Raw genomic sequence first — 18,812 nt, 5'->3', positions numbered from 1 at the left:
CTAATTAACCAAATAGTTATCCAAATTTTTTTGAATTTATTTTGGAATAGCTCATTTGAAATAAAAAGGCTGCCCTAAATGTGTCGGGCAGCCTGAAAATTATAACCCATGTCCGATCAGCCAATTTCTATCATCCTTGGCGCCTTTTGTTTAGCGTCTTCCTTTTTAGGAATCACCAGATGTAACAGGCCATTATCATAGCGGGCGTTTATCTTATCCTCATCCACCACGTTCTTTGGCAGTTCAAAACTACGCTGGAAGGACTGGTAGCTGAACTCACGCCTGGTATAATTAGCATCTTTTTTCTCCTGTGTCTGCTGCTTAGCAGAGGAAATGGTAAGGGTATTGCCGTCAAGCGTAATATTAAAGTCTTTTTTGTCCATACCAGGGGCGGCTACTTCCACCTCATAACTGTCAGCCGTTTCCTTAATGTTCACAGATGGTACAGTCGTGCTTGTGGATGAAAAATTGTTGTTGCCCCAGTTAAAGAATTCACGGCTGAAAAAGTCATCAAACAGGGATGGGAATCCTGGAAGAGTGGTTGCAGTTCTTTTAACGAGTGACATAATTAACCTCCTTTTAAATTAGTTAACAAATAACAGTATTTAACTTCATTTCAGGTTGGCCAACCTTTGTGCAATAGGATGTTCAAACTCAGTGCCACGGGTGATTACACTGAAATTTTTTCAGAAATGCTGTCAATTTTTAAGTCAAAAATGTACATGTTGTCAGTATGCTGCTTTAATCCCCCTTTTTCATCCGCTCAATCGTGTCCAGCATCTCTTTGTGATCGGCTTCTCTGGCTAAAGGGAGCGCCAGGATCTGCCAGCGGATGCCTTCTTCTTTGTGGCCCGACTGATATAATAACCGGGCGTTACGGCTCATATAATCGCTAAATGCATACCGTTGCTTCGCAGGGATGCTGAGACCATATTTTTTAGCGTAAGGGATGATGGCGGTTGAGAAATTGGCCCAGTCATCCTGTTGCATACTGTATATCGTCTGACTGAGCAACAGTACCTCCTCGCCGGTATCGCCATAGAGACTGATCAGGCGTTTACCGAAGGTGTTCCAGTCTGGTGTACTGTCGCAGGTCTTGAGATAAGGGATGACCTCTTCGTGAAAGATCTTGTTCATTTGCTGTTCATGAAGGGTGTGTGTGGGAAGTTGTGCAAAAGCGGAGGTGCTTAGCAGGCAACAAAGGCTGACAATGAATGAATACATGGCATAAGGTATTAATGAGGGTCTGTAATGAAGTTACATCATAGATGCCCCATTTTACATAGGAGGCAGGGAATAAACTGGTAGCAAAGCCTGCTGTTGGTCATATAAGCATAACATTGTCGTCAGACATTTATCAGTTATATTGTCTGAAACAACTGTTACCCACTTATGCAGCACATTAACGTTACCCAGGTGGTTATTGTTATTTTCTTCGCTATTGCGCTGATCGCATTTGTCATTATCAGGAACCGTAAAGACCGGAAAAAATTGCTCAAGGATGATCCTGTGGAAGGAGAGATAGACGAACAACAGCGAAAGAAAGATAAACTGTAATAGTTATATTTGCCGCCCTAACTTATGTCTATGAATTATATCAGATTGTCATTTACATTGCTGGTTGTATCAGCAACCTTATTTTCTGCTGGCTGTAAAAAAGATGATAACTCCAGCCCTGTTGATGGGCAAACTCCTGAAGATACACCTACGTTGACGACTGTTACCTACCACAAAGATCTGGCGGTAAGTGATAATGTATTGTTGACAGACAAGTTTTATTACAAAAATGGCTTACTTACACAGGTAGATGCATCTACCGCAACTTCTTTGTCAGTACAGTATAATTTCAGTTATAATAGTGATGGTTCACTGGCGAAGATTGTATCTTTTGATGTCGCACAAACAAAGGCATATTATTACTTTCATTATGTGAATAACCGGCTTGATAGCTTGACGGTGACAGATACCTTGCGGGGTGGTTTTCCCGGTAATCTCATGGGGTTCCGTATGTCTTACAATAGTAACGGAAAACTGACCGGGATTCTCATGAATGTTTTGGAAGCCGGAGAAACGGTTCCTTATGATTACACCAGATGGAGCTATCACAGAGGGGCAAACGGAAAACTGGATTCTCTTACCGGTCAGTATAATCCAGAGATAGGAACAGCTGTAAGACGTATTTATACCTCCGGAGAAGCATCGCCTGTTGCAATGGCTATGAAAAAGCTACCTGCAGCTTACCTGATGGTGCTTGCTATCAGAAAAAAGGCCGTTTTGCTGTCTGTCGTTGCTAATAATCTCTATTTTCATCAATTCCTGAACCCGGATGATAACCTATTCAATAGCGGAACCTTTAAAGCAGGTAGTACGCCGGAGGAGCTGTATCCTTATCAGTGGCCGGACTATAAGTATAACATTGATGCGGTGTTGAATGCTGACGGCAGACTTACACAGGTCCAGTACACAGATAACTACAGAGGCGAAATGGAAGGAGATGGAGGATGTAAGTTTTTTTACAGATAATACAAGAAAGGTCGTCATCGGACGACCTTTTTCATTGATAAGCATCATCAGGAAAAGTGAAATTGCATCTTTTCCTGATGATACATTTATGTTGGTCATCACTTGTCAGAATACAGGAGACATGACACTCCCCTTACCCGTTAGCACAGGTGGTTTACAAGCATACAGATGGAGACATTGAAAGTTGGTTGGCTACGAAGAAAGAAGATTGTGCTTATCAGGCTGCAGCTTTTTTGCCAGCTGTTTTCTTTCTTGTTTTAGTCGTTTTCGTAACGGGAGTCACAGTTGCCTGTGCAGGGATATGTGCTTTTACATACGCTTCCAGCGTCGTTTTCAATTCGACCTGTATTGTGCCTTTTTTTTCTGGTGCTGCCTTACCGGAGATGACAGCCTGTGTCATTTCAACGAAGTTTCTGATAGCATCCGGTGTAAATCCGATACCATGTAAGGTACTTTCCCAGTCTTCTCTGCGGATCTGTACTGCCTTTACCTCCTTACCTAATGCGGCTGAAAATGCAGCTGCCACATCATTGCTGCTATACATCGCAGGACCAGTGAGTTCATATATTTTCCCATCTTCGTCCTCTTTTTGTATAACATTGGCAACAAATGCTGCCACTTCTTCAGGCGATACCATTGGAAGTGCAAGGTCTACCGGGAAAAATGTTGGTAAAATGCCTTTCTCCTGTACTGATTCCAGGTACATCATCCAGTTACTGAAATAATAGGAAGGGCGTACAAATGTCTGTTTGACAGGCATAGCAGTAAAAGCGTGCTCCAGCAGATAGGACATTACCAGGTTACCTGTACCTGTTTCATATTGCGCGCCAATAGAGGACAGACCTACAAGTCGCTTGATAGGGGAGTTAGCCAGCGCTTTCCTGTAGTTGTCCAGAATATCGATTGTTTCTCCTATCACATTCCTTTCATGATGTGTCTCGGGGGTAATGGCAAAAAGCGTACTGCCATCCTGAAAAGCAGCCACCAGTGCGGGAAGATCATTGGCGTCAGCGATGGCTACATCTGCGCCGAGTGCTTTCAGTTGGGGGGCTTTCTTTGCATCTCTGATAATACCTTTAACAGACTCTCTGCGTTGGATAAGATGGGATACTATGCCAGAACCGACCCGTCCTGACGCGCCTAATATAATATGCATAAAGTTTTGGGTTTTTTGTGGTTACCCCAAAAATTAGTCCATACATACAAAAACAGGCTACTGTTTTTACAGATAGCCTGTTCCCGAATAGGAATAGGGCCTCTTATTTTTAGTTCTGGTTAAAGGTCAGGTATTCTCCACTGTCGTCGTTATCGTCCTTCAGCTTGATTTCAGTGGCACTCAGGGAAATAATTTCCCAATCATCTGTCAGTTCTCCGAGGGGTTTATTGGCGTCGGATTTAACTCCAAAATTTAAGTTAAATTTTTTCGAACTGCTGCTGGCACTCCAACTGCCATTTTTGCTTGTCCCGCTTTTTGTCGCCACAGCCGTTCCATTACTGTCAAATGTGAAAGTATAACCACTGAAATCGCTGGTTTCATCTTTACCGCTGTCGGTAAACAATGTCACCCGCCAGGTACCCGTCGTCGGCGCATCCGGATTGATTGTCGGCGTAGGATTGTTATCATCATTGTTACTGCATGACATGACACATGCACAAAAGAACAGAACGAGTATCCAGCTGCTTCTCTTCATATACGTGAGTTTTTATTGATTTCTATGGGGCTTCTAATCTATTAATACGGATATATCACCCATTTGGTTGCCTCGGACAAATAATATTTAATTTGGCACTGTCCGCCAGTATGTCGAACTTTTATACTCTCAACGTCATTGTATGAAAAATCTCCACACTTTATGGGTCACGGCCATGCTTAATATTATTGCTGTGAACGCCTTCGCACAGACTATCAAAGGTACTTTCGCCATTCAGAATGTTCAGACCGGCATCTATCTCCGGATAAAAGATGCTGATACAAGAAATGGGACGCCTATCGTTGCTTATACACCGGTGAACTGGAAATGTGTCACCTGGGACTTCCACCAGGTAAACGGGGACACCTATGAGCTTAAAAACCTCTTTTCCGGCAAAACCATGCAACCTGTTGATGAAAAGCCATCCGCAGGTACTACGCTCGAAGAACAGCCCATGACAGCAGGTAAGTCCAGTCAGCAGTACGAATTCATACCTGTTGATAAAGGCACCTACCTCATCCGGGTGAAAGGATCCGATCTATATCTCACCCCAGCCGACAATAACGGTACCGTCAATGCAAAAATCCTGCTCGCAAAGAAGAATAATTCAAAATTGCAGCAATGGACGATCCACGAGCAACAACCAGCTATGTAATCATCTATGTAATTATGACATTACTGCCGGTTCCGGTTCGTTTAAAACGCGCTTCCGGGCCGGTTTATATTTAGCCTGGAAAATTAATTGCCCGCCTGGAAACAGGCAAAGGCAGATGGAGCTTGCTGGCCTTAGTTCTTTGAAGTCTGTCGAGCCCATGAAACCGGGGGTTCATCCATCTCCAACGCCCCAATCTCTTCTCCCAGGCCCAATAGCAAGTAACTTCAAAGAACGACAGTCTGCAACCCCATACCGCCTTTTGCCGTAAAAATCCCCAATAACCTCCCTTATTCATACAATCAACTAAATTTTTCTTTTTAAAACTAAATATTTAGTTTTAACCTTAAATGCGATAAGATGAATTACCTGCAATCTATACTATGCCTGCTTTTCTTATGCACAATGACAGACAGACTGGCGGCACAATCCACCATCGACAGAAACCGTGTTATGGAATACCTCCAGAACCTGCAATACGATGAGGCCATTGCCTACCTTCAACCCGGTATTGATAGTAACAATCTGCAACACGTCTCCCTGCTCGCCTATACCTATTACCAGGCCGGCAGGCTCTCCGATGCCATTAACCAGTATCAGCGGGTATTACAGCTGGACAGTAATCATATCACCGCCCATCAATACATCGCTTCCATGCATATGCAACAGGAACAACCGTTTTCTGCTATTGAACACTATAAAAGGATCGTTCAGCTACGTCCGCAGAGCGCCGCCGCATGGAAACAATTAGGCATGGCAGGGTTTACCGCCCGGCAGTCTGACTCGGCATTTGTATGGCTGACAAAAGCTTATGACCTGAATCCTACAGACGCCAGAGTAGTAGCCAGACTGGCAGAAGAATGGATCGACAGGAAACGCTTAGGTATGTCAGATACACTGCTCAATACCTACTTCGCTAAAGATTCCGGCAGCGCCGTTATTCTGATGACAGGCGCCCGTGTATCTTTTCTCCTGAAAGATTATAAACGCACCGTAACGATAGGGGATAAGCTCAAAACACTCAATGTCGCATCTCCCAACGCATTCCTTTATGTGGCCGCAGCCGCATTCAATCTTAACAGATTTAAAGACTGTATCGCCGTACATGATTACCTCGCCCTCCGCATGTCCAGTTCGGAAAATATCATGTACTACGCCGCTATGTCCTATACGCAACTGGGCAAATACCAGGAAAGTAACGACCTGTTGCAGACCTGCATCGACATGGCGAAATCCGTCAGCCTGGATAACTACTATACCGGTATGGCCATTAACTACGAAGCCATGAAACAATATAAGCCGGCTATTGCCAGTCTGGATACCGCTTATTACATGTTCCATCAGCCGCTGAAACAGTATAGTATCGGGCGTATCTATGACGCGCATCTGAAAAATGAAGCCATGGCCACCCGTTATTACAAACGATATATCCAGCTCTATAAAGGAGAAAGCACCGAAGAAAAACAGATCTACGATTACCTGAAAACCCGCTTCCAGAAATAACCTGACATTCTGTACAGGGGCATAATCTTTGTGCGGTTCAGGCATGTCAGATAAATCTTTACAGCCTGACCGCTCTCCCATGAGTGGTTTTGTACAGGTAAGGGGCGCCAGGGAACATAATCTTAAAAATGTAGACCTGCAGATCCCCAGGGATGCTCTCGTTGTATTTACGGGTGTATCCGGTTCGGGAAAGTCTTCACTGGCTTTTGGGACTTTATATGCAGAAGCCCAGCGCCGGTACCTCGAATCGGTTTCTCCCTATGCCCGCCGATTGTTTCACCAGATGCCCGTTCCGGAAGTAGATGAAATTGATGGGCTGCCGCCGGCAGTCGCCCTGCAACAACAACGGGGTACGCCTACCACGCGTTCTTCTGTAGGTAGTGTGACTACCTTATCCAATCTGCTGCGTATGCTGTACTCCCGTGCAGGTGATTATCCGCCCGGACAGGCTATTATTTATGCGGAAGCATTTTCTCCTAATACTGCCGAAGGCGCTTGTCCGCAATGTCATGGATTAGGTCGTATCTATGACGTCACAGAACAGTCTATGGTGCCTGATGATACACTGACCATCCGGGAAAGGGCTGTTGCCGCCTGGCCTACTGCCTGGCAGGGACAGAACCTGCGCGATATTCTCACCACGCTTGGTTATGATGTGGATACGCCGTGGAAAGAGTTGTCTAAAAAGGACCGTAACTGGATCCTGTTCACGGACGATCAGCCTGTCGTTCCCGTTTACCCGGGCTATTCGCCTGAAGAGGTAAAACGTGCCCTCAAAAGAAAAGAAGAGCCGAATTATATGGGCACCTTCATGAGTGCGAAACGCTACGTGATGCACACCTTCGCCAACACGCAGAGTGCCATGATGAAAAAGCGGGTTACCCAGTATATGCTCAGTACCGCTTGCCCTACCTGCGATGGTAAACGGCTGCGGAAAGAATCGCTTTCCGTAAAATTCGCAGGTCTTGATATTACTGAAATGTCAAGACTGGCATTGGCCCGCTTGTATAGTACGGTTAAGCCTTATGCGAGTAACAAAACGCCATTGCGCGCCGATCATGATCACCCGGAAAAGGCGATCGTCACACAACGTATTGCGGTCGATCTGGCAGCTCGCCTGGAAGTACTGATGGAACTGGGATTAGGATACCTCACCCTGGAACGCAGCACACCCACTTTATCTCCTGGTGAATTGCAACGTCTCCGGTTGGCTACACAGGTACGCTCTAATCTGTTTGGAGTCGTATATGTACTGGATGAACCTTCTGCTGGTTTACACCCCGCCGATACAGAGGCTTTATTAAAAGCGCTCGATCGTTTGAAAACGGCCGGTAACTCCCTCTTTGTGGTAGAACACCAGCTGGATGTGATCAGACACGCAGATTGGATTGTGGATGTTGGTCCGGCGGCCGGTGAGCATGGCGGACAAATACTCTACAGTGGTCCGCCGGCAGGACTGGCAAACGCTGCGCAATCTGTTACCCGTAAATATCTCTTTGAAGAAAATACTGCTATCTCTCATAAGCCGCGTACCCCTAAAGGGACCCTGCAACTGCGGGATATTACCCGTAATAACCTGCACCAGTTGTCCGTGGATTTCCCATTGGGCGTATTCACGACAGTTACCGGTATATCCGGTTCCGGTAAATCCAGTCTGGTCAGTCAGGCGCTCGTAGAGCTGGTATTAGGAAAGCTCGGTCAGCAGCACAGTGCTGACGAAGAAAACGCCGATCTGCTGGAACAGGAAGCCCCCACAACGCTGGAAGGCCATATCGCAGGGGGAATGGAGCATATTAAACGACTGGTGCTGGTTGATCAGCAGCCTATTGGTCGTACACCAAGATCTAATCTCGCTACTTACACCGGATTGTTTGATCATGTGCGTAAACTTTTTGCATCCACCAAACAAGCCAAAGCGCGTCGTTATGACGCAGGCAGGTTCTCTTTTAATATCGCCAAAGGACGTTGTGAAAACTGTAACGGAGAAGGTTTCGTTATGGTTGAATTGTTATTCCTGCCCAGCGTATATGCACCTTGTCCTGTTTGCGAAGGATCGAGATATAATGCCAAAACACTGGAGATTAAATACCGGGAGAAATCCATCGCCGATGTGTTGCAGATGACCGTAAATGATGCCTGGGAATTCTTTAGTGATGAAGCGACGATCCATCATTCCCTGCACGTATTACGGGAAGTGGGATTGGGGTATCTCCGCCTTGGGCAACCGGCGACAGAATTATCCGGAGGCGAAGCACAGCGTATTAAACTGGCCACTGAACTGCAACGTATGGGGCGTGGTAATGCACTCTACATACTGGATGAACCCACCACGGGTTTACATCCTGCTGATGTGGAAAAGCTCATGTCGCAGCTGAACCGTCTCGTAGATGCCGGTAACACCGTCATCGCAGTAGAACATAACATGCGTGTACTGGCAGGCAGTGACTGGGTCATTGATATCGGGCCCGGTGCAGGAGAGGAAGGAGGTAAAGTAGTGGCCAGCGGAACGCCGGCTACTGTAGCCAAAGACAGAAACAGCCGTACCGCCGCATATCTTGCACGTCATCTTAAATAGGCTTAATTTCACGCCACTTTGATAACCGGCAGTAGCAATAACTGCCGGTTGCCATTTGTATAAATAATGAATCAATGAGTATTAAACAACCCGACCTTAGAACGGTCAATGTGACCAGGTATGTGACGCCTCTGCGGGAAGGAGGTTCCCTGCCTGCCATTGCCGAAGCTGATGATGGATTCCTGTATGTACTGAAATTTCGTGGCGCCGGACAAGGAGTCAAAGCCCTGATCGCCGAACTGATAGGAGGAGAAGTAGCCCGTACGCTGGGCATGAAGATACCGGAGATCGTGTTTGCAAATCTGGATACCGCCTTCGGACGTACAGAACCGGACGAAGAAATACAGGACCTGCTGAAGGCCAGTGTAGGCTTAAATCTGGCACTGCATTATCTCTCAGGCGCCATTACCTACGACCCTACCGTCGCTGTAATAGACCCGCTGACGGCTTCTCAGATCGTATGGCTGGATTGCCTGCTGACCAACGTAGACCGTACACCCCGTAATACCAATATGCTGATGTGGCACCGGGAACTGTGGCTGATCGATCATGGCGCATCCCTGTATTTCCATCATTCCTGGGATAACTGGGAAGAACAGGCCAAACGTCCTTTCGTACAGGTAAAAGATCATGTGCTGTTACCACAGGCTGCAGAACTGGAGAAAGTAGACGCTGCTTTCCGTGCTATACTGACAGAAGAACAGATCCGTGCCATCGTAGCCGTAGTGCCGGATGAATGGCTGCTGACCTTATCGCACCATGGTACGCCGGAAGAGATCAGAGAGGTATATGCCCGTTTTTTAATCACCCGGATAGCCAATGCCGGAACATTCGTAAATGAAGCGCAAAATGCAAGAAAAACACTTATTTGAGTACGCCGTAATCCGCGTTATGCCGAGAGTGGAACGGGAAGAGTTTCTCAATGCCGGTGTCATTCTCTATTCTAAACAACAGAGATTCTTACAGGCGATCATTACGCTGAATGAAGAACGGCTGCGGGCATTCTCTCCTGAAACAGATATTGAAGAGGTAAAATCATACCTCCAGGCATTTGAATGCATTTGTAAAGGAGGTAAAGAGGCAGGACCTATCGGACAGCTGGATCTGGCGTCCCGTTTCCGCTGGCTGACTGCTACCCGTAGCACTGTCGTGCAGGCTGGTAAGGTGCATCCGGGCTTCTGTAGCGATCTGCCGCAGGCATTGGCCAGGTTGTATGAACAGCTGGTATTATAACCGGTGATATTTGGCGATTTTCTGCTTGCTGATCGCTTAAAAAAGACATCCTTTTACGTATACTTCACTTTCGTTTTATATCCGGCTATTTATTGGTCAATCTATAGTCTGCTATTATTCATCCTTCGTTCATCTTTCGTTGTTGATCGAAGCATGAATGATAGTTGACCATAGGTTAAGTACGATCAATACAAGGTAAAAAAAACGGGTTTCATCACACAGCAAAGGTCGTTTATTATACTGCACATATACGTCCCCGGATGTCAATGTTAAGTTTTCTGTACGCTCTTTTTTGTATGCACTTTTTGGTTAGATTTACAACAAACAACCCCGTTGCCCAATGTCGTTACACGTAAGCACCTTACAACTGTTCCGCCAGAAAGAAGCAGATTCGCTGCCACGTTTTCTTGACCTTGTACAGACTTGTAATGATCATAGTGAAGCCACCAGGCTGCAGTATATCTATGACGGGAACGCCTATAACGAATATACTTCTCCCGCAGCACTGGAGAAGGCTTTTGCCGATCTGGAGCAATTCTGGGATAAAGGCGATTATGATAAAGACGTGATCCTGTTCACCGACAGAGAACATCCTTTGTTCTCACTCGTACATACGGACCCGTTTGAATATACTCATGAAGATACGGCTGCCTTTACCTTTAATGGTGGCAGGCCATTATTGCAACCACAGGGACATTTCTCCTACGATACTTTCCATGATTTCTTTGTGGCTGCTATAGACGCCTATAAGGCTACCTATGCGGCCGTATATGATACAGATCTTGAAACGCTTATTTCCTTTGCTTCTTTTTATGGTGAAGTCGAAATAGATGAAGAGATCTCCACACCGGAAATCGTATTGGAAACACCTGAACAGCTGACGGCCCGGATCGGTCGTGTGATCTCACCGGAATTGTTTAATCCGCTGGAAATCCCACCGGCTATCTATTGGTTTAACTATTGGAATGAAGCGCAGGTAAAGGCAGTGGGAGAAGAGAAAATAAAGCAGGCGCCATTCGAAGTAATAGAAAAACGGGCAGATGGCGGTTATATCCTCGTTGTACAGAAAGAGAACTTTGATACCCATAATACTGCTCACCTGGAAAGATTAGCAGCCCTTTACGACCATTTTGATCTGTATAGCCTGCAACAGGGAGATGCCTGATGATCCGCTGGCGCAGATCTTGTATACAGTTCCTGTATAATAGTATCATATGCCAGAAGGTCCGTCCATTGTTATACTAAGAGAAGAGGTGCTATCTTTCAGGGGAAAGGAGGTCATTGATGTGGCCGGATATGCAAAGATTGACCTTGAAAGACTCCGCAATAAAAAGATCATTGCCTTCAAAAGCTGGGGCAAACACTTCCTGATCTGTTTTAAAGGATTTACCGTGAGGATCCATTTGCTGATGTTCGGCACCTACCGGATCAATGAGAAAAAAAACAGTAATCCTACCTTACATCTCCAATTTGCGAAAGGGGAACTGAATTTCTATACCTGTGCTGTCAGGATCATAGACGAATCGCTGGATGAGGTCTATGACTGGAGCGGCGACGTCATGAATGAAGCCTGGGACCCCAAAAAAGCCATGGCAAAACTGAAAGAGGTACCTGAGATGCTGGTGGCTGACGCCTTGCTGAACCAGGATATTTTTGCCGGTTCCGGTAATATCATCAAAAATGAAGTTCTTTTCCGTATCAGGGTGCACCCGGAGACCAAAGTCGGGGATCTGCCGCTAAAAAAGAAACGTGAGCTGGTGAAAGAGGTGGTGAATTATAGCTTTGACTTCCTGCACTGGAAGAAGGAATATAAGCTCAAAGAGCACTGGCTGGCGCATACAAAGAAGATCTGTCCCCGCTGTCATATTCCATTTCAGAAAGCTTATATAGGAACCACGAAACGGCGTACTTTTTATTGTACCAATTGTCAGATCCGATATTACGATACTAAATAAAACGGCCGCATCGTATCATGATGCGGCCGTTTTATTTAATATTTACGGTACTTATACCGGACTGTTCCTAATAGTTCTTTTTTCTTTCCGTAACACTCTTCCTGTGTAGGCAACCCCTTTTCATCATAGGAGTATCTCCAGATGGTATAGGTGGCTGTTTCTCCGTTCACCGTGGTCATTGCCCCGAGACGGTTCTGTGCGTCATAATCGAAGATATAATCAGGCAGCATCTTTTTACGGGTGGGAGAGTAACGCACGATGTCGCTCAGCAGTCCCTGGTCATTGTATTTGTAGTAAATACGGCGGCCTTTGGACCCTTTGCCACTTTCAATCTCTTCGGATACCTGTCCGAGAGAGTCCAGCGTAAAGCTGACAGTGGTGGAATCCTCTATTCTATCTCCATGAAAATGAATCATTTGAGATAAACGACCCTGTTGGTCATATTGATAGCGACGGGTCTCCGTGAATTTATACTTGGTCTTGGGTTCGTAGGAAGTCAGGTATACTTCCTGGATCTTACCGCTGGTATCATTGGTATTACGCATGTAGATCACGGTAGTAATGATATTCCTGGTACTATCAATTGTTTTGGTCAGCTTTCCTTTTGTGTTGAAATAAGAGGTCATTGCTGAATATCCTGTAGACCGGGATACTGTTACAGAGCGGATCTGGCGGAAGTTAGGTGACAGCTCCCGCGTACACCGGAAATCATTGTCGCTGTTGCGATCCTCGTCAAAGCTTTGCACAACCTGGGCAACTATCTTATTCTCCTTTAGCAGGGCCATATTTGCCTCGGTACGGGCAGTATTAACGATGTCCTGGTAATAAAATTGGGCGGAAACAGACAAGTTTAACCCAAAAAATGCCATAACAAGCAAAAAAATGGTTCTTCTCGTGTACATATTAGATACAAAAATAATGATTCAGGAACATTCGACAGTTCATTTCTGTAAAGATAATTTTTATATTTACCATCTATAACCTATCAACCACCTATCAACCAGTCAAACCGCTTTGAAAACACAGCCACTCAGAATTGAAACAAACTGTCTGAATTGTGGGACGGATGTACCCGGCAGGTATTGTACGAACTGCGGACAGGAAAACATTATACCCCACGAAACTTTCGGTCACCTGGTAAAGGAATTTGCGGCAGATATTGTCCATTATGATTCCAAAACCGCATTGACTTTCAAGTATTTATTCACCCGCCCCGGACATATTACCAAAGAATATACGGCCGGTAAGCGTGTCAGATTTGTACAACCCATCAAGCTGTATATTTTTTCCTCATTTCTATTCTTCCTGTTATATTTCGCGCTGACGCCGAAAGAAGATAAGGTGAAAATTGATCAGGAAACCAAAGCGCAACTGGACGCCAACCGGGAGAAAGCCAGGGAGTCTTTTGCCAGTCTGCCGGATTCCTTAAAAGCCGGCGACCTCTCTACAGAGAACTGGTTCAGAAGGCTCTATACCTTCGAATCCAGGGAAAAATATGACTCCTTTCAGTCAACATTACCCGATGAGTACAGGGACGGTCTCTTAGAACGTAAAATGGCCAGATATTATTTTAGTGCTGCCAATGGTGTGACGGATAGTGACGAAGAAAGTAAACATGCGGCAGAAGCACAGGAGGAGATCTTCCATCACAATTATCCTAAAATGATGTTTGTGCTGCTGCCACTCTTTGCACTCTATCTGCGATGGATGTACGACAAAAAGAAATGGTTCTATGCAGATCACGCCATTTTCTCCATTCATCTCCATGTTTTCTTTTTTATCTTTTACCTTTTCTGTGCTGCATTGGACCGCCTGTTTCATACAGAGGCCGTCACAAGTATAGGGCTGTTGGTTATATTTGCATATCTGATCATCGCGTTGAAAAATACCTATGGTCAGTCATGGGGGAAATCGGTGCTGAAAGGCTTCCTGCTGACGCTTACCTACCTGGTGACATTGCTGATCGTTTTTATCGGATTTATGGCAACTATCACGCTATTAAATACGTAAATTAGGGAATGCAACCACAATTTATAATCATACACCGGCAGGTAGCCCCATATGTGGCTCATATACAGTTAAACCGCCCCAAAGAACTCAATGCACTGAACCTTGAACTGATGATTGAGCTCAGGGATGCATTAAAAATGTTGGATGCGGATGACAATGTTCGTGCAATCGTCATCAGCGGTAATGAAAAAGCATTCGCTGCAGGCGCGGATATCAAACAGATGGCGGGGAAAACTGCCATGGACATGTATAACATTGACCAGTTCAGCACCTGGGACACAATAAAAAAAACTAAAAAGCCGTTGATTGCGGCAGTAAGCGGCTTCGCGCTGGGAGGGGGATGTGAGCTGGTGATGCTATGCGATATGATAGTAGCCAGTGAAACAGCGCGGTTCGGACAGCCGGAAATAAAAATTGGCGTCATGCCTGGCGCAGGTGGTACACAACGCCTGACCCGCGCCGTAGGTAAAGCCCTGGCCATGGAAATGGTATTGACAGGTCGCTTTATCACTGCACAAGAAGCTGCACGTGCAGGTCTTATCAACCGGGTAATACCGGTGGAACTTTTCCTGCAGGAAGCCATCCGGCTGGCGACTGAAGTAGCTGCGCTTAGTCCGTTGGCAGTAAAGATGGCTAAAGAATCTGTACTGAAAGCATTTGATAGCTCCCTCGAAGAAGGACTACATTTTGAACGTAAAAACTTTTATCTGCTGTTTGCCTCTGAAGATCAGAAAGAAGGCATGCAGGCTTTTGTTGATAAGAGATCACCTGTTTTTAAAGGAAAATAAAGCTGCGTATTACGAGCCGAATCATGCTCAGGCAGTTTCATTGTAATGCGCAGTAGCAATTCGTAATTGAGACCATGACCATGAACAAACATCTGGCAGCAGTATATGTTGTAGCTGCCTGTATTCTAGGATGCAAAGAACCGGCTGCTAATAAAGACAGCCAGCAAACAGGAGCTGCGCCTCCGCCCACCACAGACACCATGATGACCATCGCAGACACTATTGAACCCACTCAGGTCGCGTCATGGCAATCATTTGAAGCGTTTGAAGGGAAATATATTGCTGAGACAGGCATGTTGCAGAAAGAGCCGCTGAAGTCCCGTATTAAGGCACTACTGGAAAAAGAAAAACAGGACCCTCTTTTTGCAGAACGCTTTGATGTGACACCACCGGTCGAACTGGAAAATGAAGTATTGTATAACCAGGGATGCCGCCGCCACTATTGTGGAGCAGATGAAGCGGCACTGGCGGTTGATATGCGCCGGGACGTTGTCTACATCGGTATTGCCGTCAATGGTGTCGTGAAACTATTCAGCGAAAGAAGCGATTCTGCTTTCCCGGAAAAGCTGAGACGCTGGAAAATGAAATTTCCTTCCATGAACTGATACAGGATCATATCTGCCTTACCGGTATAAAAAAAGCTGTTGCGCCTTCGGCGAACAGCTTTTTTTATATTATTGCTTCAAATGTTTAGTTGAACTTCTTCTTCAGCTCAGCCAGTTTCGCCTGGAAATCATTCAGCGGCGCTGGTGCACCCTGTTTGGCATTCCTGTTACTACTGTTGCTGTTGTTGTTGTTACCACCTTCTCTTCTTTCTCTGCGCTGTCCGCTGCCTGCCTGTGGCGCTTCATTGTCTTTCATAGACAGAGAAATACGCTTACGGGAAGGATCCACCTCCAGTACAGTAACTGTTACTTTCTGGTTCAGTTTTACCGCTTCGTTAGGGTTGCTGATAAAGCGGTTGCTCAGGTGAGATATGTGTACCAGACCGTCCTGTTTTACCCCGATATCCACAAATGCACCGAAGTTGGTAATGTTGGTCACTACGCCTGGCAGTGTCATACCTACTTTCAGGTCTTCCATTTTGTGAATACCTTCGGCATATTCAAAGATAGCGATCTCGTCACGAGGGTCACGGCTTGGTTTGTCCAGCTCTTTCAGGATATCTTCCAGGGTCAGCAGACCAACTTCTTCGCTTACATATTCTTTCGCATTAATTTTCTTACGCAGTTCCTCTTTCGCCATCAGGTCCTGAACAGTACAGGACTGTTTGGCAGCCATGTTTTCGATCAGGGAATAACGCTCAGGGTGTACTGCGGAGTTATCCAGCGGGTTATCACCATTTTCGATACGTAAGAAGCCCGCACATTGTTCGAATGCTTTATCACCCAGGCGGGTTACTTTCTTCAGCTGCGTACGGTTTTTGAATGCACCGTTTTCTTTGCGGTATTTCACGATGTTTTCCGCCAGGGAAGGTCCCAGACCGGATACATACGCCAGCAGGTGTTTTGACGCTGTATTCAGGTTTACGCCTACATTATTCACGCAGCTTATAACCACTCTGTCCAGGCTCTGTTTCAGGCTGGATTGGTTCACATCGTGCTGGTACTGACCTACACCGATCGCTTTCGGATCGATTTTCACCAGTTCAGCCAGCGGATCGATCAGTCTGCGGCCGATAGATACGGCACCACGAACGGTTACATCAAAGTCAGGAAATTCTTCCCTTGCCACTTCAGAAGCAGAATAAACGGAAGCACCGCTCTCGTTTACCATGAATACGTTCACTTTTTTACCAAAGTCAAGTTTCTTTACGAACTCCTCCGTTTCACGACCTGCAGTACCATTACCCACGGCAATAGCGGCAGTGTCATATTTGTCAACCCATTTTTTCAGCAGGGCTTCAGCATCATCTCTTTTATAGTTCTTTTCCAGTGGATAAATAACGTCATTGTCCAGCATGTTACCCTGGTTATCCAGTGCTACCACTTTACAACCAGTTCTGTAACCCGGATCAATCGCAATTACTGCCTTAGGTCCCAGGGGTGCCGCCAGCAGTAACTGACGGAGGTTTTCTGCGAATACCTCGATGGCCTCTGCATCAGATTTCTCTTTGGTCAGCGCACGGAATTCGTTTTCCAGGGATGGGCGCAACAGGCGTTTGTAAGCATCAGCGGCTGCTTTTTCTACCTGTTTGCTGCTTTCGTTATTGCCGGTTACAAATTGTTTGTTGATGATCTCAGATGCATCTTCTTCTGCCGGATTGATCGTTGCATACAGGAAGCCTTCAGATTCTCCACGGAGGATCGCCAGGGCTCTGTGAGAAGGGATCGCGTGGATCTCTTCGCTGAAATCGAAATAGTCTTTGTATTTGGCGCCTTCTTCTTCTTTTCCTTCTATTACTTTGGATGTCAGCACGGAAGTATGGGTGAAGAGCTTACGCAGTTTGTCACGTACCTCGGCATTTTCATTGATCCACTCTGCCATGATATCACGGGCGCCTTTCAGTGCCTCGTCGGTAGAAGCTACCTGTTCGTTCAGGAATCCTTCCGCAGCGGTCAGCGGCGCAGCTTCCTGCTGTTCGAACAGCAGTTTAGCCAGTGGTTCCAGACCTTTCTCAATTGCCTGTGTACCTCTGGTCTTACGTTTCGGTTTATAAGGCAGATAAATATCTTCCAGTTCGGTGAGTGCCCAGGTGCCTTCAATTTTGCCAAGCAGCTCAGGTGTCATTTTCTCCTGATCTGTAATGGTTTTGATAATGAAAGCGCGGCGTTCATCCACTTCCTTGTAGCGTTTTTGCAGGTCCTCGATCTTTCCGATCTGTACCTCATCCAGACTACCGGTTACTTCTTTACGGTAGCGGCTGATGAACGGAACGGTCGACCCTTCCGCCAGCAAATTCATGGTGTTCTCCGCTTGTCGCGCTGAGATGTTCAGCTCCGCTGAAATTAGCGCAATGTGTTTGCTATTCATGAACTAAAAATTAATCGTTTTCCGGTTAACCAAAACCGGCGGCAAATGTAACTAAAATGCCCTATCTCTCAACAAAAAGAAATTAACATAAATCCCATACAGACGTCCCCCTGCGGGAATTCTTTATATTTGACAGATGGAAAATAATTCGGCCTTTAACCGCCTGCTGGAAATCATGGATGATCTGCGTGAAAAATGCCCCTGGGACAGGAAGCAGACCATTCAGACGCTCCGTCAGCAGACTATCGAAGAATTGTACGAACTCACAGACGCAATCACTGACCAGGATTGGAAATCCATCAAGGAAGAACTGGGCGACCTGCTGCTGCACATCGTTTTCTATGCCAAAATCGGTAAGGAGCAACAACAATTTACCATGGATGATGTCATCAACGGCATCTGCGAAAAGCTCATTTACCGTCACCCGCACATCTATGGAGATGTGAAAGTGGAAACGGAAGAAGAGGTGAAACAGAACTGGGAAAAGCTGAAACTGAAAGAAGGCAAGACTTCCGTGCTCAGTGGCGTACCCGTATCCCTGCCGGCCCTGGTAAAAGCCATGCGTCTACAGTCTAAAGCCCAGAAGGTTGGATTTGAGTGGGACGACGCCGAACAGGTATGGGATAAACTGAAAGAGGAAATGGACGAGCTCCACGAGGTTGTACAGCTGGGGCAGCCGGACAGGATGGAGGACGAATTCGGGGATGTGATGTTCTCCCTGGTCAATTATTCCCGTTTCCTGAAAGTCGATGCAGAGAACGCCCTGGAACGCACGAACAAGAAATTCATCCGCCGTTTTCAGCAGATGGAACAGATGGCGACAGCGCAGGGCAAAGCCCTCGATGAAATGTCCCTCACAGAGATGGATGCACTCTGGAACGAAGTGAAAAAATCAGAAAAATAAAGAAC

Annotated in this window: 19 protein-coding genes; 13 read left to right on the top strand and 6 right to left on the bottom strand. The window is 46.1% G+C overall.

Annotation, left to right across the window (positions count from 1 at the left end; genetic code table 11):
- Positions 1-116: 116 nt before the first annotated feature.
- Together CPIN_RS31250 and CPIN_RS31245 are read right to left on the bottom strand one after the other, a co-directional pair.
- A complete protein-coding gene (locus CPIN_RS31250) occupies positions 117-566 on the bottom strand; it encodes an Hsp20/alpha crystallin family protein (RefSeq protein ID WP_012793889.1) in 450 nt (149 codons plus the stop codon).
- 175 nt (positions 567-741) lie between these two features.
- Entirely contained in the window at positions 742-1,224 is a 483-nt protein-coding gene (locus tag CPIN_RS31245) for a hypothetical protein (protein ID WP_012793888.1), read from the bottom strand.
- 168 nt (positions 1,225-1,392) lie between these two features.
- On the opposite strand from CPIN_RS31245, the gene CPIN_RS39100 reads away from it, so the two are divergent.
- A complete protein-coding gene (locus CPIN_RS39100) occupies positions 1,393-1,557 on the top strand; it encodes a hypothetical protein (RefSeq protein WP_012793887.1) in 165 nt (54 codons plus the stop codon).
- 30 nt (positions 1,558-1,587) lie between these two features.
- On the top strand, positions 1,588-2,523 hold the full coding sequence (locus CPIN_RS31240; RefSeq protein ID WP_012793886.1) for a hypothetical protein: 936 nt from the start codon (positions 1,588-1,590) through the stop codon (positions 2,521-2,523).
- A gap of 217 nt (positions 2,524-2,740) precedes the next feature.
- Here the strand turns inward: CPIN_RS31240 and CPIN_RS31235 are convergent, their stop codons facing one another.
- Positions 2,741-3,679 (bottom strand): NmrA family NAD(P)-binding protein, encoded by a 939-nt coding sequence (locus tag CPIN_RS31235; RefSeq protein ID WP_012793885.1) that lies wholly within the window; start codon positions 3,677-3,679, stop codon positions 2,741-2,743.
- Positions 3,680-3,788: 109 nt separating this feature from the next.
- Positions 3,789-4,214 (bottom strand): lipocalin family protein, encoded by a 426-nt coding sequence (locus CPIN_RS31230; protein WP_012793884.1) that lies wholly within the window; start codon positions 4,212-4,214, stop codon positions 3,789-3,791.
- A gap of 142 nt (positions 4,215-4,356) precedes the next feature.
- On the opposite strand from CPIN_RS31230, the gene CPIN_RS31225 reads away from it, so the two are divergent.
- The 7 genes from CPIN_RS31225 (at position 4,357) to CPIN_RS31195 (ending at position 12,132) form a co-directional block, all read left to right on the top strand.
- The gene (locus tag CPIN_RS31225) at positions 4,357-4,869 is read left to right on the top strand and encodes an RICIN domain-containing protein (protein ID WP_012793883.1); all 513 of its coding nucleotides are present in this window, start codon (positions 4,357-4,359) and stop codon (positions 4,867-4,869) included.
- A 357-nt stretch (positions 4,870-5,226) separates the two neighbouring features.
- A complete protein-coding gene (locus CPIN_RS31220) occupies positions 5,227-6,369 on the top strand; it encodes a tetratricopeptide repeat protein (RefSeq protein ID WP_012793882.1) in 1,143 nt (380 codons plus the stop codon).
- A gap of 43 nt (positions 6,370-6,412) precedes the next feature.
- Positions 6,413-8,944: an excinuclease ABC subunit UvrA gene (gene uvrA / locus CPIN_RS31215; RefSeq protein ID WP_012793881.1), complete on the top strand. Its 2,532-nt coding sequence runs from the start codon at positions 6,413-6,415 to the stop codon at positions 8,942-8,944.
- A 74-nt stretch (positions 8,945-9,018) separates the two neighbouring features.
- Positions 9,019-9,816: a HipA family kinase gene (locus CPIN_RS31210; protein ID WP_012793880.1), complete on the top strand. Its 798-nt coding sequence runs from the start codon at positions 9,019-9,021 to the stop codon at positions 9,814-9,816.
- The gene (locus CPIN_RS31205; RefSeq protein ID WP_012793879.1) at positions 9,794-10,177 is read left to right on the top strand and encodes a DUF3037 domain-containing protein; all 384 of its coding nucleotides are present in this window, start codon (positions 9,794-9,796) and stop codon (positions 10,175-10,177) included. The genes CPIN_RS31210 and CPIN_RS31205 overlap by 23 nt, the downstream gene beginning before the upstream one ends.
- 340 nt (positions 10,178-10,517) lie before the next feature.
- The gene (locus CPIN_RS31200) at positions 10,518-11,342 is read left to right on the top strand and encodes a DUF5953 family protein (protein ID WP_012793878.1); all 825 of its coding nucleotides are present in this window, start codon (positions 10,518-10,520) and stop codon (positions 11,340-11,342) included.
- A gap of 49 nt (positions 11,343-11,391) precedes the next feature.
- Positions 11,392-12,132 carry a DNA-formamidopyrimidine glycosylase family protein gene (locus tag CPIN_RS31195; RefSeq protein ID WP_012793877.1) on the top strand — a complete coding sequence of 247 codons (741 nt, stop codon included), beginning with the start codon at positions 11,392-11,394 and terminating at the stop codon, positions 12,130-12,132.
- A gap of 35 nt (positions 12,133-12,167) precedes the next feature.
- On the opposite strand, the gene CPIN_RS31190 is transcribed toward CPIN_RS31195, so the two are convergent.
- Entirely contained in the window at positions 12,168-12,917 is a 750-nt protein-coding gene (locus CPIN_RS31190; RefSeq protein WP_187294710.1) for a hypothetical protein, read from the bottom strand.
- A gap of 229 nt (positions 12,918-13,146) precedes the next feature.
- Here CPIN_RS31190 and CPIN_RS31185 point away from each other — a divergent pair, with 229 nt between their 5' ends.
- The 3 genes from CPIN_RS31185 to CPIN_RS31175 all read left to right on the top strand — a co-directional run bounded on the left by CPIN_RS31185 (position 13,147) and on the right by CPIN_RS31175 (position 15,535).
- On the top strand, positions 13,147-14,142 hold the full coding sequence (locus CPIN_RS31185; protein WP_012793875.1) for a DUF3667 domain-containing protein: 996 nt from the start codon (positions 13,147-13,149) through the stop codon (positions 14,140-14,142).
- Between the two features lie 8 nt (positions 14,143-14,150).
- Positions 14,151-14,930, top strand: a complete 780-nt coding sequence (locus CPIN_RS31180; RefSeq protein WP_012793874.1) for an enoyl-CoA hydratase-related protein — start codon at positions 14,151-14,153, stop codon at positions 14,928-14,930.
- An 80-nt stretch (positions 14,931-15,010) separates the two neighbouring features.
- Positions 15,011-15,535 carry an Ivy family c-type lysozyme inhibitor gene (locus tag CPIN_RS31175; RefSeq protein WP_148230679.1) on the top strand — a complete coding sequence of 175 codons (525 nt, stop codon included), beginning with the start codon at positions 15,011-15,013 and terminating at the stop codon, positions 15,533-15,535.
- An 85-nt stretch (positions 15,536-15,620) separates the two neighbouring features.
- On the opposite strand, the gene CPIN_RS31170 is transcribed toward CPIN_RS31175, so the two are convergent.
- On the bottom strand, positions 15,621-17,903 hold the full coding sequence (locus tag CPIN_RS31170; RefSeq protein ID WP_012793872.1) for a Tex family protein: 2,283 nt from the start codon (positions 17,901-17,903) through the stop codon (positions 15,621-15,623).
- Between the two features lie 136 nt (positions 17,904-18,039).
- Here CPIN_RS31170 and mazG point away from each other — a divergent pair, with 136 nt between their 5' ends.
- The gene (mazG, locus tag CPIN_RS31165; RefSeq protein ID WP_012793871.1) at positions 18,040-18,807 is read left to right on the top strand and encodes a nucleoside triphosphate pyrophosphohydrolase; all 768 of its coding nucleotides are present in this window, start codon (positions 18,040-18,042) and stop codon (positions 18,805-18,807) included.
- Positions 18,808-18,812 lie beyond the last annotated feature (5 nt).

The sequence above is a fragment of the Chitinophaga pinensis DSM 2588 genome, assembly GCF_000024005.1.
Lineage (GTDB): Bacteria > Bacteroidota > Bacteroidia > Chitinophagales > Chitinophagaceae > Chitinophaga > Chitinophaga pinensis.
Note: the sequence above shows the minus strand (reverse complement) of the source record. Positions and strands in the feature narration are given on the sequence as shown.

What these genes read in the sequence shown, in the direction of transcription:
- CPIN_RS31250 (WP_012793889.1), bottom strand. Translation starts at nt 566, where the DNA reads ATGTCACTCGTTAAAAGAACTGCAACCACTCTTCCAGGATTCCCATCC.
- CPIN_RS31245 (WP_012793888.1), bottom strand. Translation starts at nt 1,224, where the DNA reads ATGTATTCATTCATTGTCAGCCTTTGTTGCCTGCTAAGCACCTCCGCT.
- CPIN_RS39100 (WP_012793887.1), top strand. Translation starts at nt 1,393, where the DNA reads ATGCAGCACATTAACGTTACCCAGGTGGTTATTGTTATTTTCTTCGCT.
- CPIN_RS31240 (WP_012793886.1), top strand. Translation starts at nt 1,588, where the DNA reads ATGAATTATATCAGATTGTCATTTACATTGCTGGTTGTATCAGCAACC.
- CPIN_RS31235 (WP_012793885.1), bottom strand. Translation starts at nt 3,679, where the DNA reads ATGCATATTATATTAGGCGCGTCAGGACGGGTCGGTTCTGGCATAGTA.
- CPIN_RS31230 (WP_012793884.1), bottom strand. Translation starts at nt 4,214, where the DNA reads ATGAAGAGAAGCAGCTGGATACTCGTTCTGTTCTTTTGTGCATGTGTC.
- CPIN_RS31225 (WP_012793883.1), top strand. Translation starts at nt 4,357, where the DNA reads ATGAAAAATCTCCACACTTTATGGGTCACGGCCATGCTTAATATTATT.
- CPIN_RS31220 (WP_012793882.1), top strand. Translation starts at nt 5,227, where the DNA reads ATGAATTACCTGCAATCTATACTATGCCTGCTTTTCTTATGCACAATG.
- uvrA (WP_012793881.1), top strand. Translation starts at nt 6,413, where the DNA reads ATGTCAGATAAATCTTTACAGCCTGACCGCTCTCCCATGAGTGGTTTT.
- CPIN_RS31210 (WP_012793880.1), top strand. Translation starts at nt 9,019, where the DNA reads ATGAGTATTAAACAACCCGACCTTAGAACGGTCAATGTGACCAGGTAT.
- CPIN_RS31205 (WP_012793879.1), top strand. Translation starts at nt 9,794, where the DNA reads ATGCAAGAAAAACACTTATTTGAGTACGCCGTAATCCGCGTTATGCCG.
- CPIN_RS31200 (WP_012793878.1), top strand. Translation starts at nt 10,518, where the DNA reads ATGTCGTTACACGTAAGCACCTTACAACTGTTCCGCCAGAAAGAAGCA.
- CPIN_RS31195 (WP_012793877.1), top strand. Translation starts at nt 11,392, where the DNA reads ATGCCAGAAGGTCCGTCCATTGTTATACTAAGAGAAGAGGTGCTATCT.
- CPIN_RS31190 (WP_187294710.1), bottom strand. Translation starts at nt 12,917, where the DNA reads ATGGCCCTGCTAAAGGAGAATAAGATAGTTGCCCAGGTTGTGCAAAGC.
- CPIN_RS31180 (WP_012793874.1), top strand. Translation starts at nt 14,151, where the DNA reads ATGCAACCACAATTTATAATCATACACCGGCAGGTAGCCCCATATGTG.
- CPIN_RS31175 (WP_148230679.1), top strand. Translation starts at nt 15,011, where the DNA reads ATGAACAAACATCTGGCAGCAGTATATGTTGTAGCTGCCTGTATTCTA.
- CPIN_RS31170 (WP_012793872.1), bottom strand. Translation starts at nt 17,903, where the DNA reads ATGAATAGCAAACACATTGCGCTAATTTCAGCGGAGCTGAACATCTCA.
- mazG (WP_012793871.1), top strand. Translation starts at nt 18,040, where the DNA reads ATGGAAAATAATTCGGCCTTTAACCGCCTGCTGGAAATCATGGATGAT.